Below are 13,222 nucleotides of genomic sequence, written 5' to 3' on the forward strand. Positions count from 1 at the left end.
ACCCTAACACCCCCCCCCCCCAAAACCCCCCCCCCCCCCCGCCAGCGCCGGCCCGCTTCTTTGTTGCGGGTACTGTGTTGTACCGGGCAATACGATCTGCATTTTTACCAGATGTTTCCGGTGATCGTATCGGCCGGCAGCTGTCAGCCGTCGTATTTACCCGTTTTGTCTTCAATGGTCACGTCCGCATGCTGGTTGTTCTGGATCTTCACGTATACCAGCAATTGCCCCGCTCCCGCTTTGAAACACACTTCCTGCGCGCGTTTCACAATGTCCATCAGTTGGTCGTACGGCCCTTCCATCACGGTCTCAAAGGGGCATACGCGGTACTTTACGCCGGAGCTTTGTATTACGGCAATGGCCTCGTCTACTACGGCGTACACTTTGTCTGATGCTACCTGCGGCACTATTTGCAGGGCCAGGTTCACGGTATGTTGGTGCATGGCGGTCTAGTTTTTCTTGAGTTTTACTTCGTATAAGTCTTTGCGAAGGTCTTTCAGGTTTTGCACACTTCCAAATGCGTGCAGTTCTTTAAGCAGTACCAGGTCTACATCCGCCACTACTATCATTTCCGTATTGGGCGTAGCGTCTGCCTTGATGCCAGTTACAGGGAAGGCGAAGTCTGACGGCGTGAGCACGGCAGACTGGGCGTACTGCAGGTCCATGTTGTTCACCTGCGGCAGGTTGCCCACGCAGCCTGCAATGGCCACGTAACACTCGTTCTCTATGGCGCGCGCCTGGGCGCAGAAACGCACGCGGTTGTAGCCGTTCTGCGTATCTGTCAGGAAGGGTACGAACAATATCTGCAAACCCTGCTCCGCCAGTATGCGTGACAGTTCGGGAAATTCCACATCGTAACAGATCAGGATGCCTACCTTGCCCGCGTCCGTATCAAACACGCGGATCTCGTTACCGCCCTTCATGCCCCAGGAATACACTTCGCTGGGCGTAGGGTGTATCTTTTTGAAAGACTCGTACGTGCCGTCTCTCCGGCAGAGGTAAGAAATATTGTACAGCAGCTCGTCTTCCACAATAGGCATGCTGCCGGTAATGATGTTGACGTTGTAAGACACCGCCATTTTCGAAAAGGCCTCGCGCAGCTCTTCCGTGTATTTGGCCAGCCCGCGGATGGCCGCCGCCGGGTCAAGCTGGTTGAACTCCATCATGAGCGGGGCGTTGAAAAACTCCGGGAACACTACAAAGTCCGCCTCATAGTCGCTCACGGCATCCACAAAGAACTCCACCTGCTGCAGCAGGCCCGGCATGCCGGCATAGCTGCGCATCTGCCATTGTACCAGGCCTATGCGCACGGTAGACTTGTTGTACCGGATAGTATCCTGGTCTTTTTCATAATAGATGTTGAACCACTGCAGCAGTGTGGCAAACCCTTTGGAGGCCGCATCGTTGGGCAGGTAGTTCCGCAATATTTTCTTCACAATAAAATCGTTGGAGAACTGGAAGGTGAGCGTAGGGTCATAGATCTCCTTGTCACGCACCTTTTCAATGTATTCCCGCGGGCTCATTTCCCCGGCGTACTTCTCGTAGTTGGGAATGCGCCCCCCGGCCACAATGCCTTCCAGGTTCAGGTGCTCGCAGAGGGCTTTGCGCGCGTCGTACAGGCGGCGGGCCAGTCTGCGGCCCCGAAATTCAGGGTTAACGAACACCTCTATGCCGTACAGCGTGTCTCCCTTGGGGTTGTGGGTATTGAACGTGTAGTAGCCGGTGATCTGCTCGTAAGTATGATCGTCCCCGAACTTTTCATAATCCACAATAATAGACAGGGCGCAGCCCACCACCTTGCCGTTAACGGCCACGGCTATCTGCCCTTCCGGGAAGAGCGTTACCAGCCGCTGAATGGTGCCCTCCCGCCAGTAGCTGCCCGGCATGTCTGCATAAGCGCTGACCATGGACTCTTTCAGATCCCGGTAATCTTCAGCCGTCAGCTGGCGCACCTCTATTGTTTCTTCTGCCATATGGATATCCTTTGCGTAGGAGGAAAGTTAAGGAATATTCGGAAAAAGACTATTTTTGTGCGCCGGTGCCATCATCCTTTACCGAAAAGCCGCAATTGATCATTACTAAAGCCAAGACCTCATGTTTCAACGGTTAAAGGACGCCTGCCGAGGCCCCTGGTACAAAAAAGCCATCATTATCATTAGCCTCCTGCTGGCTTCTTTTTATCCCATTTACAAAAACTATTACTACGCCCGCGGCACCCAGCAATATGAGCGCCATGTGCGGTTCATGGAAGGCCGGTCAGAGTTCTTCAACCCCTGGCAATACCGCATTCTCTGCCCGCTGCTGATAGAGTCCGCCAAATGGGCGTATGACCACAGCATAGACAAGCTGATACCGGCGGAAACGGTCATTCACTTTGATGAAAAGAAAGCGGAAGACGAAACGGCCGTTTTCCAGTCGCAGCTCAACAATAAAGAGACCTTTATTTACCTGCTGATCTTTATTGCCTTCCGGCTGGCGCTGCATGCGGCCATCTACGCGCTGGGCTTTGCGTTGTTTGCCTGTTTTACGCGCAGCAACTGGCTGGTGGGGTTTGCGCTGCTGTTTGTTTCTTTCTGCATGGGCAACGGCGCGCACAACAGCGATCTGTCTTTCAATACATACATGGACCTGGTGCTTTTTCTCTGGATGGCCTGCATTGTGCTCTACCGGAAAAACGACTGGTGGATACTGCCGGTTACCGTGCTGGGCGCCCTGAACCGGGAAACGGCCCTGCTGATACCCGGCCTTTATTTTCTGGCCGCGGCGGTGATGCGCCCGGAAGGGAAGCCGCTCTTTGGCTGGACATGGCTGCGCATACCGGCCCCGCGCGTGTGGGGCATAACGCTGGCCAGCCTGGCCGTGTTCTTCGTTATTTTCTTTGCCATCCGCAACTACTACGGCTTCCGCCCGCCAGACCTGGTTTCTGTACACCAGGTGCCGCTGGGGCTGCGGCTGCTGAAGCTCAACCTGCTCAGCGGCCAGGCGGTAAAAACCTATTTTGAGATATACGGCGTGCTGGGCATGCTGCCCCTCACCTGCCTGCTCAGCTTCCGTTACAACTCCATGCTGCTGAGAATATGGGCGCTGCCGCTGGTGCCCGTGTGGCTGGGCGTTCACCTCATTGGCTCCATGGCGGCTGAAAGCCGGTACTACCTGATTCCGCTCATGCTGGTGCTGCTGCCCATGCTGCTGGAAATGATAGAGCGGGAGTACGCCGGGCGCATAGCTGCCCGCCGGCCTGCATAGAAACCGGCTGCCCGTGAGAGCGGCCGTGTTGCTGCCATGCTAAAATGATATGCTGCAAAAGCACGGGCCACGCATAGAAACCGGCTGCCCCTGAAAGCGGCCGTGTTGCTGCCATGCTAAAATGATATTCCGCAAAAGCACGGGCCACGCATAGAAACCGGCTGCCCCTGAAAGCGGCCGTGTTGCTGCCATGCTAAAATGATATTCCGCAAAAGCACGGGCCACGCATAGAAAAAGGGCTGCCTGGATACCGGGCAGCCCTGCGATCTGTAATACACCAGGGGGTCTGGTTATTTCCTGGCCGGCCCTTTCTTTGTGGCCAGCATATTTACTTCGTCCAGCAGGCGGAACTCAAAGTCTCCGAACTCCTGCAGCTTTTCGGCAATTTCGTTATCGCCTGAAAAAGTATGCTCATAAATTATTTCGATGTGGGGGTGGCTGGTAATGAACTCCCGGCTGCCTGCCAGCATTTCCAGCTCCATGCCTTCAATGTCCAGCTTCATCACAATGCGGTCTTCCGGGGTAACGCTGGTACCCGCCATCATTTTATCCAGCGTGGAGATCTGTATCTTGTTCCGGCCCTTGCCGCTGCGGTCTATGGTGCTGGAGCTGGTCACTACCGTTTTCACGTCAAAGCTCACCACTTCTTCCTTGCTGCCGAGGCCGCAGGGGAAAAGGGTTACATATTCCTGTACGTTGTTGAGGTCTATATTGGTCTCGCAGGCCTGGTGGTTCACCGGCTCAAACGCAAAGCACCTGATCTTGTGGGCGCCCAGCCATACGCAGTACTCGCCAATGCAGGCGCCTACGTCTATGAACACGTCTATTTTGCTGCGGTTTTGTTTGATGTAGTCATGCACTTCCTTTTCATACGCATAGTTGATGAACTGGAAATCGTTAGTGCCGGGGCGCAGAAAAAAGGTACCGAACTCCGAGCGGCTGGTCCAGGGGCGTTTGGGGGGCTTGTTGAATACCAGGTACCGGCAAGCGGCCTGGATAGACTTCCAGTCTGAGTACCTGGCGTATTCCCAGAAATAGCTGATGTACTTCTGGTATTTTCCTACGTTCTTCAGGGAGGGGTAATATGCGTTGTCTTTCATGTAAAATCAGTTTAGTGTCCGGTGCGTTTTAATATATCTTCTATATACACCACCTGTGTATTTTCGGTTTTGAGGTAGCTTTTGCCGGCTTTTTTGATGCGCAGCAGCGCACGCGCCTGGTAGTACATGAACACAGGCAGGTACAGCAGCGCTTTCACGATCTCCGTACCGTTGCTCATCACTCTTACAATGGCAAAGAAGGTAATGATGAACAGGGCTATGATGGCTACCCATGCCAGCGCTCCGCCGGTAAAGAGGCTGATGGCCAGGCAAATGAAGGCCCCGCCCAGCTGCAGCAGCAACGGCGGCCGCATGAGCTGCAGGCCGAAGAATATGAGGTTGAAGTTGAACGTGCGCAGCCCTTTCCACAATACGTCCCACGCGTAGCGGAAGTATTTGAAATAGGCATGCAGCCAGCGGGTACGCTGCTTTTCCAGCGCCTCACCGCTTTCTATCTTCTCATCATATACCACCGCTTCTTCCGCATAGGCCAGCACCGGTACCCGTGTTACAATGTCTGCCTGCACCTTTTTATCAAAGCCGCCCAGGAAGTTGTTGTATACCACGGAGCGGTACAAGGCTGTTTCAATGGCAATGCCCAGGCCCCAGATGTGGGCGGACATGCCCAGCTCCATACGCATGCGGCGGTCCACAAAGTTGTAATACAGGTTGCCTGCCGCATCCAGCTTAGACATGAGGCTGCCGGTGTTTTTGGGCAGCATATTGGTTTGCACGGCGCGGTAGCCCAGGTTGAAGTAGGTATTGAGCACGGCCAGGTAATCAGGCCGCACCAGGTTGTCCGTATCAAAAATGATCAGCGCGTCATGCGCTTCCACAAAATTATTAATGGCGTAGTCAATGGACTTTATTTTGGCGTTGAGCGGGGCGGGCGGCTGCAGCACTATCACATTGGGGTGGTTGAACTGCACGTCTACCTGCTCGCAGGCATCCGCCACCACATATACCTTGAAGTGGCGGTAGGTCTGGCGCAGCAGCGAGTCTACCAGGGGCGGCACCAGCTGCAGGCTTTTATGGGCCGTAATGATGGCCGCAAAGCTGTATTCCTTTGCAGGCGGCTGCGCGGCGGCTTTGGCGTAGGGCGAGGCCTGCAGGCCCAGCAGCCGTTTGATGCCGTATACCAGCAGGAAGAAGGTGGGCAGCAGCAGGTAGAAGGCCAGCGCCGCCTGTATGATCCAGAATATGATGTGTAAAACTGTTGTCATGCGTGTACCTTGTTTTTAGCTGTCCAGATGTCTGCATATACCTGCTCCACCTGCCGGGCCATGCCCGCTACGTTGAAGCCGTTGCGTACTGTTTCCAGGGCCGCCTGCTGCAGCGTTTGGCGCAGCGCGGCGTCATCTGCCAGCGCGGTAATGGCGGCGGCCAGCTCATGCTTGTTACCGGGCGTGATCATCCACCCGTTTTGCCCGTGCCGGATGATCTCTTTGGAGCCGTCCACCTGCGTAACGATCACGGCGTTGTGCATGGCCATGGCCTCCAGCAGCCCTATGGGCAGCCCTTCCCAGAGAGAAGGCAGGCAATAGATGTCTGTGGCCGCCAGCAGCTCCGGCACATCCTGCCGGAAGGGCTGGAACACCACGCGCCCGGCAATGCCCAGTTCAGCGGCCAGCTGTTGCGCTTCCGCTGCCAGCTCGCCCTCTCCCACCATCAGCAGGGTGATGTTCTGCCGGCTGTCAAGCACCTGCGCAAAGGCGCGCAGCATGGTGAGGGGATCTTTCTGCGCCGTCATCCGTGCAATAAAGCCCACCAGGATGTTCTCTGCCGGGATGCCCAGCTCCTGCCGGATGTTGTGGCGTACCCCGGCGGCGCTGAACTTCTGCAGGTCTATGCCGTTGTTGATCACGGTGGCGCGGAAGTTGCGGAAATGCGCCCGGCCCGTCTGGAAGTTGGACGCGCTCACGGCAATGTTCCTTTGCATGTTGGCCGTGAGGAAACGTTCAGACATTACGCGCGCCCACTTTACGGGGAAAGACTGGTCATCGTGAAAAGACCAGCCGTGAATAGTGTACAGCATGGGTATTTTCAGTGACCGCGCCGGGAAAAAGAGGTTGCTCGCCGCCCTTGACCCGTGTGCATGCACCATGTCTATCTTCTTCTCCGCCAGCAGGGCCTTTACTTTCTTCCACTGCCCCAGGTCAAATGCTTTCAGGGAAGGTATCACATAATGTTCTACCTCCATTTTACGCAACTGCTCTATCATGGGCCCGCCGGTGAAAGACAGTACCACAGGCTCATAGCGGCTGCGGTCCAGCTCTCCCACCAGGCTCAGCACATGCGTTTCCCCGCCGCCAATGAGACCCTGGCGGATGGTTTGCAGTACGCGTATCTTTCTTTGCGGCAGCATTATGCGGGTGTAGCGGCAGTAGCGGCCTTGGGAGCCCAGCCCTGCGGTAATTTTTCGTTGATCTCGATGTTATCAAATTCCTTGCTCTGGCGCGCGCCTACCCGTTGCGCCCATTTGGCCATGCGTTCAATCCCTTCTGCCAGGGTTACGCCAGAACCGTTGCCAAATACGCTATGCGCCTTGGTATGGTCAGAATAAGCGTGCATTACCTCGTTACGGGCCTGCAGGTAGTTGATGTCTGGCGTTACGCCAAAGCAGCTGCACACCACCTTTGCCAGCTCGTTCACGGTGTAAGGCTTGTCCGCCCCGATGTTGAACACCTGGTTGTAGGCCGCGGGCAGGTTCACAGACTGCGCAATGGGAATGGCCACGTCATCTATATAGCTGAAGGCACGGGTCTGCTCCCCGTCTCCGAACACCGTGAGCTGTTTACCCTGCATGATCTGGTTCATGAAAATGCCGATCACGTTGCGGTATTTGTCACCGATGTTCTGGTTTTCGCCATACACGTTGTGCGGGCGGAACACCACGTAGTTGAGGCCAAACATTTCGTGGGCGGCTTTCAGGTCCAGCTCCACCGCGTATTTGGACACGCCGTACGGATCTTCCGGGGTGGGGATCATATCTTCCCGCATGGGCAGCTGCCCTGCGCCGTATACGGCAATGGAAGAGGTGAACACAAAACATTTCACCTTATACTTTACAGACTCATTGATGAGGTTGATGGAACCGATGAGGTTGTTGTTATAGTTGAACCGGCGGATGAAGTGGGAAAGGCCTTCTGCCGCGTAGGCTGCCAGGTGGTACACATAATCGAATTTGTACTCGGCAAACAGGCTGCTCACCAATTGCTCGTCCGTTACGGAACCTTGTACAAACACCGCACCGGCGGGAATATGGTCTTCAAAACCACCGCTCAGGTCATCCAGCACCACAACTTCGTGCCCCATGTTCAGGCAATGGCTCACCACATGGGAACCGATGAATCCGGCGCCGCCGGTAACGAGAGATCTTATTTTCATGTTGATGTTTTTAGATAGTTGAATAACTTGAATTGGTCACGTTCCAGAACGTACCTCTCAGAAAAGATTTCAGGTGCTCAAATTGCCCTTTCACCGTGTATTTCAATACAGATTTGGGAAAAGTGAAAAAGGTAAAGAAGAGCAGGAAGCTGGTCAGCTGCAGCTTGTTGGTATTACGGCGCATGTACAGGATGCGGTTGCGCGTATGATAATACGCCTTGATGGCGCTCTCCTTGCCCATGGTGATAGACTCCTTGTGGTAGATCAGCCCTTTGCCGTTATAATAAATGGTATAACCGGCGCGGATGATGCGGGCAGACCAGTCTGATTCTTCATAATAGATAAAGAACTTGTCTGCGAACATGCCTACCTTGTCCAGCACTTCCCGTTTCACCATCATGGCGGCGCCGTGCGCGCAATGCGTAGGGCCTTCGCCATCGTACTGCCCTTTGTCTTCTTCCCGGCTGCCTACGGCGCCCGTTCTGCCGGTCAGCAGGTTCATTTTGTGAAAACCTGCGTACTGGATAACATTGGGATGATGGAAAAAACGGATCTTGGGGCATACCACGCCGATCTTGTCATCTTTGAAGAAAGGTTCCAGCAGGCGTTCTATCAGGTCAGGCGTTACCTCCGTATCGTTGTTCACGATAAAGATGAAATCGCCCTTGGCATGCTGCATGCCCAGGTTGTTGCCGCCGGTAAAGCCCAGGTTCTTTTCGCTCAGCAGTATTTTCAGGTTGGGGTATTTGCCTGCGTTCATCTGCTCCGTAGGATTTACGGTAGAGCCGTTATCCACTACAATTGTTTCAAAGTTCCGGTAGGTTAACAATTTGGTGGACTCCAGAAATTCGCAGGTAACGTTGGTCTGATTGTAATTCAATGCAATGATCGATACCAGCGGTTGCAAGTGTGGTTCCATTGTGTTCAGTAGTATTCAGTGTTTTAGTAAAATTCTCTGTATCCTATACGTTCTCCTTTTGGATCAGTGCGGCAGGCGTATTGGCAAGTATACGCATGTCGTAAAAAAATGAATGTTTTTTAGCGTAATCTATATCCAGCCCAATGCGTTCATCCACGCTCATTTCCTTCTTCCCTCTTTTCTTCACCTGCCACAAGCCGGTGATGCCCGCGGGGGCAATGAACCTTTCCGCATAGCGGTCGGTAGTCAACGTGGCCGCTTCGTACAGCGGCAGCGGCCGGTTGCCTACCAGGGACATGTCTCCTTTCAGCACGTTGATCAGCTGGGGAATTTCGTCCAGGCTGGTATTTCTTAAAAAGGCGCCGATCTTTGTCACTCTCGGATCGTTGGAGAGTTTGAAGAACACGGCGCCATTTTTGTCATCTTTATTATCGTACTGGTTCAGATGCTGCAGCTCTTTCACTTTTTTGTCCGCATCCGCTACCATGGTCCTGAACTTGTAGAATTTGAATATCTGGTAACGTTTACCGGCGCGGGGCGCAATATAGAACACATTGCCTTTGGACTCCAGCCTGATGGCGGCGGCAATCAGCAGCAAAAGCGGGCTGAGGGCCACCAGCAGGCCGCCGGCCACGGCAATGTCAAAACCGCGTTTGGCAACGCGGCCGGTTAAACGAAAAGCATCTTGTATATAAACGGCCCGGTAGCCGGCTTCTTCAGCGGCGGCCAGTTGTTTTATCTTTTGCGAAAAAGACAATGTGCTGGTGAACGCCTCAAAAGTGGTAGCCGGGGTAACAATACCGTCTATCCCACCGGTGGTGGCCAGCCTGTCTTTATCCGCCTGGTCAAATTTTTTCTTGTATACAAACAATGGAACTTTGCTCAGCGTTTTGCTGCTGCGCACGTACTCCACAAAAGCATTGAAAATATCCGCATGCTCATCCAGGTTAAAAATGATGAACCCCGGCAGCTCGTTGGGCTGCAGCTGGCGGCGCAGCACTCTCTTCACTCCTGCAATGCCATCTGTGGTAATGGCCAGTACACCCGTTTTCAGTAAAATATGATCGTACGCGTCACTACCGCCAATAGATAAATTAAAGGATACCTGGTGAGCCGCAGGCATAGTGACGACACGGGATCGCGCTTTTTCCTTTGTGACAGGTAAACTTTGAGACAAATTGTAAATCATAATTTCAGGGCTTTACAAATTCGGCAATAAGATGTTGTATTCGGTTTATGCGGTCAGCACCCTGGCTGACAGCTGCATGTTCTTATCTATGGTTGACATCAGATTAACGGGGTCGAAGGGTTTCCTGATGAAGTCTACGATTTTATAGGCAGCACTCTCGCGCGGGGCTTCCACGCCTGACAGCACTATCACAGGTACATCATTATATAGCTCATTGCTGTTTAAATGATCAATGAGCTCCCAACCGTCTATATTCGGCATCTGAATATCTGTTACGATCATATCGGGTTTATTTCCCTTGGCAAGCCAGAGCATGGCACTGTAGCCATCTGTTGCAGATACAACTTTGTATTTTCTGCTCAGGAAAGTTTCCAGTAAAAACCTGATCGGCTCGCTATCGTCTATTATAAGTATTGTTTTTTTCATTTGAACTTTTTAACGTTAACCACTGAATCGATTCTTACATAAGGATGCAGGTCAAAATCTGGACGCAGGAGCGGAAAATGGCAAAGACATGTCCGCCTCAAGCATAACGACTTTCGGTTCCAAGGGTTAAGGTTAAAAATATTCAGTTCAGAAATTCAAAGGAGATGGTTCGGTAGTATGGTATGAGCTTTAAAATTAGAGAGAAATATTGATCTGAGCAAATTATTTATAATAAGAGGCAAAAACTCAATACTTCTTCAAATCTTGCGTAAAACTATAATAATAATCATTCTGTAATATCTAAAATTGGTAAATGGCCTGTTTTTCTTGGTAAACGGTTTGAATCTGGAAGTAAATGATCATTTTTTTTTGCTTTGCGTATTGTCCGGGCACACTGGTAATTAAATTGTTTTATAAGTTTGCTTTTCAAATACCCCCAAGGCCCGGCCGCATACTATATGAAACTGAGCATGACAAATATTTTCAGGACAGCTAAAGCGAAGTTCCATCTGGCCTTTGAACAGACAAATATTAACAGATGAAACTATTGATAATAATATTCTTGTGCAGTTTCTTCATCCTGTTCTACAGTTATGCCGGATATGGGCTGCTGGCCTGGTGCCTGGTGCAATGCAGGCGCCTGCTGACGCCCCGGAAGGCTTGGCCTGCCACGGAGCTGCCGCCCGTTACCCTGCTCATAGCCGCCTACAACGAGGCCGGGTTTATAGAACAGAAGATCCACAATACGCTGGAGCTGGATTACCCTGCGGAAAAACTGCAGGTAATGATCGTAACGGACGGGTCTACGGACCATACGCCGGATATTATACGCCGCTACCCCTCCATTATATTATTACATGAACACGAGCGCAGCGGTAAAACCGCGGCCATTAACCGGGCCATGCAGCAGGTGAGCACTCCCATTGTGGTTTTCTGCGATGCCAATACCCTGCTCAACAAAGCCGCCATCCGCAACCTGGTAAAACATTATGAAGATCCGCATACCGGCGGCGTGGCCGGGGAAAAGAAAGTGGTGGCCGGCGGAGACGACGGGGCGGCCGGCATGGAAGGCGTATACTGGAAATACGAGTCCGCGCTCAAAAAGCTGGACGCGGCCCTCTACAGCGTAGTAGGCGCGGCGGGAGAACTGTTCTCCATACGCACCGCGCTGTTCCGGCCGGTAGAGCCGGAAGTGGTGCTGGACGATTTTATTATTTCCCTCCGCATCAACATGGCCGGCTACCGTATTGCCTATGCGCCGGACGCTTACGCCATGGAAGCCCCCTCCTTCTCTATAACGGAAGAGCATAAACGGAAAGTGCGCATCAGCGCCGGCGGCTTCCAGTCTATTGTGATGCTGAGGCCGCTGCTGAACATATTTAAATACCCGCTGCTGTCTTTCCAGTACATTTCCCACCGCGTGCTGCGGTGGACGCTTTGCCCCCTCTGCCTGCCGTTGCTGCTGCTGAGCAATGCGGCACTGGTGGCCATGGGCGCGGGCCCCTGGTTTACCGCCTTTCTGGTAGCGCAGCTGGCCCTTTACGGGCTGGCGGCCATTGGATATATATTGGCCAGCCGCGCAGTAAGGGTCCGGATATTTTATATACCTTTCTATTTTCTTTTCATGAACGTAGCCATCTTTGAGGGCTTTTTCCGGTATATCAGGAAGCGGCAGTCCGCAGCCTGGGAAAAATCCTCCCGCAGCATGGCCACCGTATCTTCCTGATTCATATTATTATACTATACAACAATGAGTACCGTAAAGAACCTTCTGAAAAAAACAGCCCTGCCGGTGTACCTCCGCCTGCGCGGCATGTATTACCAGGGCAATAAAGTGGAATGCCCCGTTTGTAAAGGCAAATATGCCCGCTTCCTGGAAGTGGGTTACAACCGCCGCCCCGCCCAGTGCCCCCGCTGCCGCTCCAATGAACGTGACAGAACTTTCTGGCTCTTCCTGGAAAAGCATCCCGATTTCCTTTTCCCCGGCATCAAAATGCTGCACGTGGCCCCGGAAGAGATCTATTACAAACGTTTCCGGAAAGACCCGGCCATACAATATACTGCTGGAGACAAGTTTATTGACGAATACGAAAATACCTACCCGGACGATACCATTTACCTGGACCTCACGGACATGAACAATATTCCGGACAACACCTACGATGTAGTGCTCTGCAGCCACGTATTGAGCTGCATCCCGGACGATGCGCAGGCTTTCCGGGAAATACGCCGCGTGCTGAAACCGGGCGGCAAGGCCATTATACAGGTGCCCGTGCGGGAAGACCTGCCCGTTACCCTGGAAGACCTGACCCTCAAAGACCCCCAGGAAAGGATCAGGCTCTTCGGAGACCCCAACTACGTGCGCTTCTATGGCCGCGACTATGAACAGCGGCTGCAGGCCCAGGGCCTCAAGACCCACTTCATCAGGGTGAGCGATATGCTGAACAAGGCCGAAATTGAACGCTACGGGCTGGTTGGCACAGACGAGATACAGCTTTGCAGCAAATGACACAAACCGCTTTGTACCTGCTGGGCAGGTACAAACAAATGAGCGGGAATTTTAATTGAAGCGATTTATTTATATAAATATTTATACCGGAAATTTCTATACGTTCACGCGCCGAACCGGTCAATTCACCGGGTATTTTATAGATTTTACGAATTTTTTGTGAGCGTGTTAGTTTTTTCTTTATATCTTGCATCAGGTTTTTTCCAGGTTAGTATATCTAAAACATACCTGACCAGTAAGTAAGCCATTAGCACCGAATTACATTTACTAGGAAAAAGCTGATACAATTTTTACCATCTCCTATCTCAAACCACTGGTAATTTACAGTATTATTCAAGGTTGCGTTTGAACCGCTAGACCCCAGCGTAAATCACCTGATATTTTTAACCACCACTCCTGCGGAAAATCTGCGTAATGTGCTGAATGCATACGATGTAAGTAGGCTA

Annotated in this window: 12 protein-coding genes; 3 read left to right on the top strand and 9 right to left on the bottom strand. The window is 52.5% G+C overall.

Annotated elements, in window-relative coordinates; genetic code table 11:
* Window positions 1-143: 143 nt before the first annotated feature.
* The gene (locus D3A97_RS19445) at window positions 144-443 is read right to left on the bottom strand and encodes a thiamine-binding protein (RefSeq protein WP_119080223.1); all 300 of its coding nucleotides are present in this window, start codon (window positions 441-443) and stop codon (window positions 144-146) included.
* A gap of 6 nt (window positions 444-449) precedes the next feature.
* Entirely contained in the window at window positions 450-1,973 is a 1,524-nt protein-coding gene (locus D3A97_RS19450; protein WP_119080224.1) for a bifunctional GNAT family N-acetyltransferase/carbon-nitrogen hydrolase family protein, read from the bottom strand.
* A 121-nt stretch (window positions 1,974-2,094) separates the two neighbouring features.
* Here D3A97_RS19450 and D3A97_RS19455 point away from each other — a divergent pair, with 121 nt between their 5' ends.
* Window positions 2,095-3,246 (top strand): hypothetical protein, encoded by a 1,152-nt coding sequence (locus D3A97_RS19455; RefSeq protein ID WP_119080225.1) that lies wholly within the window; start codon window positions 2,095-2,097, stop codon window positions 3,244-3,246.
* Between the two features lie 290 nt (window positions 3,247-3,536).
* Here D3A97_RS19455 and D3A97_RS19460 read toward each other — a convergent pair whose 3' ends face one another.
* The 7 genes from D3A97_RS19460 to D3A97_RS19490 form a co-directional block, all read right to left on the bottom strand.
* Complete coding sequence (locus tag D3A97_RS19460; protein WP_119080226.1) at window positions 3,537-4,346, bottom strand: FkbM family methyltransferase; 810 nt, start codon at window positions 4,344-4,346, stop codon at window positions 3,537-3,539.
* Between the two features lie 11 nt (window positions 4,347-4,357).
* A complete protein-coding gene (locus tag D3A97_RS19465) occupies window positions 4,358-5,569 on the bottom strand; it encodes a glycosyltransferase (protein WP_119080227.1) in 1,212 nt (403 codons plus the stop codon).
* Window positions 5,566-6,711, bottom strand: a complete 1,146-nt coding sequence (locus D3A97_RS19470) for a glycosyltransferase family 4 protein (RefSeq protein ID WP_119080228.1) — start codon at window positions 6,709-6,711, stop codon at window positions 5,566-5,568. The genes D3A97_RS19465 and D3A97_RS19470 overlap by 4 nt, the downstream gene beginning before the upstream one ends.
* Complete coding sequence (locus D3A97_RS19475; RefSeq protein WP_119080229.1) at window positions 6,711-7,733, bottom strand: NAD-dependent epimerase/dehydratase family protein; 1,023 nt, start codon at window positions 7,731-7,733, stop codon at window positions 6,711-6,713. The genes D3A97_RS19470 and D3A97_RS19475 overlap by 1 nt, the downstream gene beginning before the upstream one ends.
* Window positions 7,734-7,743: 10 nt before the next feature.
* Entirely contained in the window at window positions 7,744-8,652 is a 909-nt protein-coding gene (locus tag D3A97_RS19480; protein WP_119080230.1) for a glycosyltransferase family 2 protein, read from the bottom strand.
* 43 nt (window positions 8,653-8,695) lie between these two features.
* Window positions 8,696-9,775: a sugar transferase gene (locus D3A97_RS19485; RefSeq protein WP_119080231.1), complete on the bottom strand. Its 1,080-nt coding sequence runs from the start codon at window positions 9,773-9,775 to the stop codon at window positions 8,696-8,698.
* A 111-nt stretch (window positions 9,776-9,886) separates the two neighbouring features.
* Window positions 9,887-10,267: a response regulator gene (locus tag D3A97_RS19490; RefSeq protein WP_119080232.1), complete on the bottom strand. Its 381-nt coding sequence runs from the start codon at window positions 10,265-10,267 to the stop codon at window positions 9,887-9,889.
* 538 nt (window positions 10,268-10,805) lie between these two features.
* Here D3A97_RS19490 and D3A97_RS19495 point away from each other — a divergent pair.
* Together D3A97_RS19495 and D3A97_RS19500 are read left to right on the top strand one after the other, a co-directional pair.
* The gene (locus D3A97_RS19495; RefSeq protein WP_198674085.1) at window positions 10,806-11,993 is read left to right on the top strand and encodes a glycosyltransferase family 2 protein; all 1,188 of its coding nucleotides are present in this window, start codon (window positions 10,806-10,808) and stop codon (window positions 11,991-11,993) included.
* A 24-nt stretch (window positions 11,994-12,017) separates the two neighbouring features.
* Window positions 12,018-12,776, top strand: a complete 759-nt coding sequence (locus D3A97_RS19500) for a methyltransferase domain-containing protein (RefSeq protein ID WP_119080233.1) — start codon at window positions 12,018-12,020, stop codon at window positions 12,774-12,776.
* Window positions 12,777-13,222: the final 446 nt, after the last annotated feature.

Origin of the sequence: Chitinophaga alhagiae, assembly GCF_003568665.1 — a bacterium.
Classification (GTDB): Bacteria; Bacteroidota; Bacteroidia; order Chitinophagales; family Chitinophagaceae; genus Chitinophaga; species Chitinophaga alhagiae.

Bases quoted from the DNA above. Each gene is read 5' to 3' on its own strand.
- D3A97_RS19445 (WP_119080223.1), bottom strand. From the start codon at position 443: ATGCACCAACATACCGTGAACCTGGCCCTGCAAATAGTGCCGCAGGTA.
- D3A97_RS19450 (WP_119080224.1), bottom strand. From the start codon at position 1,973: ATGGCAGAAGAAACAATAGAGGTGCGCCAGCTGACGGCTGAAGATTAC.
- D3A97_RS19455 (WP_119080225.1), top strand. From the start codon at position 2,095: ATGTTTCAACGGTTAAAGGACGCCTGCCGAGGCCCCTGGTACAAAAAA.
- D3A97_RS19460 (WP_119080226.1), bottom strand. From the start codon at position 4,346: ATGAAAGACAACGCATATTACCCCTCCCTGAAGAACGTAGGAAAATAC.
- D3A97_RS19465 (WP_119080227.1), bottom strand. From the start codon at position 5,569: ATGACAACAGTTTTACACATCATATTCTGGATCATACAGGCGGCGCTG.
- D3A97_RS19470 (WP_119080228.1), bottom strand. From the start codon at position 6,711: ATGCTGCCGCAAAGAAAGATACGCGTACTGCAAACCATCCGCCAGGGT.
- D3A97_RS19475 (WP_119080229.1), bottom strand. From the start codon at position 7,733: ATGAAAATAAGATCTCTCGTTACCGGCGGCGCCGGATTCATCGGTTCC.
- D3A97_RS19480 (WP_119080230.1), bottom strand. From the start codon at position 8,652: ATGGAACCACACTTGCAACCGCTGGTATCGATCATTGCATTGAATTAC.
- D3A97_RS19485 (WP_119080231.1), bottom strand. From the start codon at position 9,775: ATGCCTGCGGCTCACCAGGTATCCTTTAATTTATCTATTGGCGGTAGT.
- D3A97_RS19490 (WP_119080232.1), bottom strand. From the start codon at position 10,267: ATGAAAAAAACAATACTTATAATAGACGATAGCGAGCCGATCAGGTTT.
- D3A97_RS19495 (WP_198674085.1), top strand. From the start codon at position 10,806: ATGAAACTATTGATAATAATATTCTTGTGCAGTTTCTTCATCCTGTTC.
- D3A97_RS19500 (WP_119080233.1), top strand. From the start codon at position 12,018: ATGAGTACCGTAAAGAACCTTCTGAAAAAAACAGCCCTGCCGGTGTAC.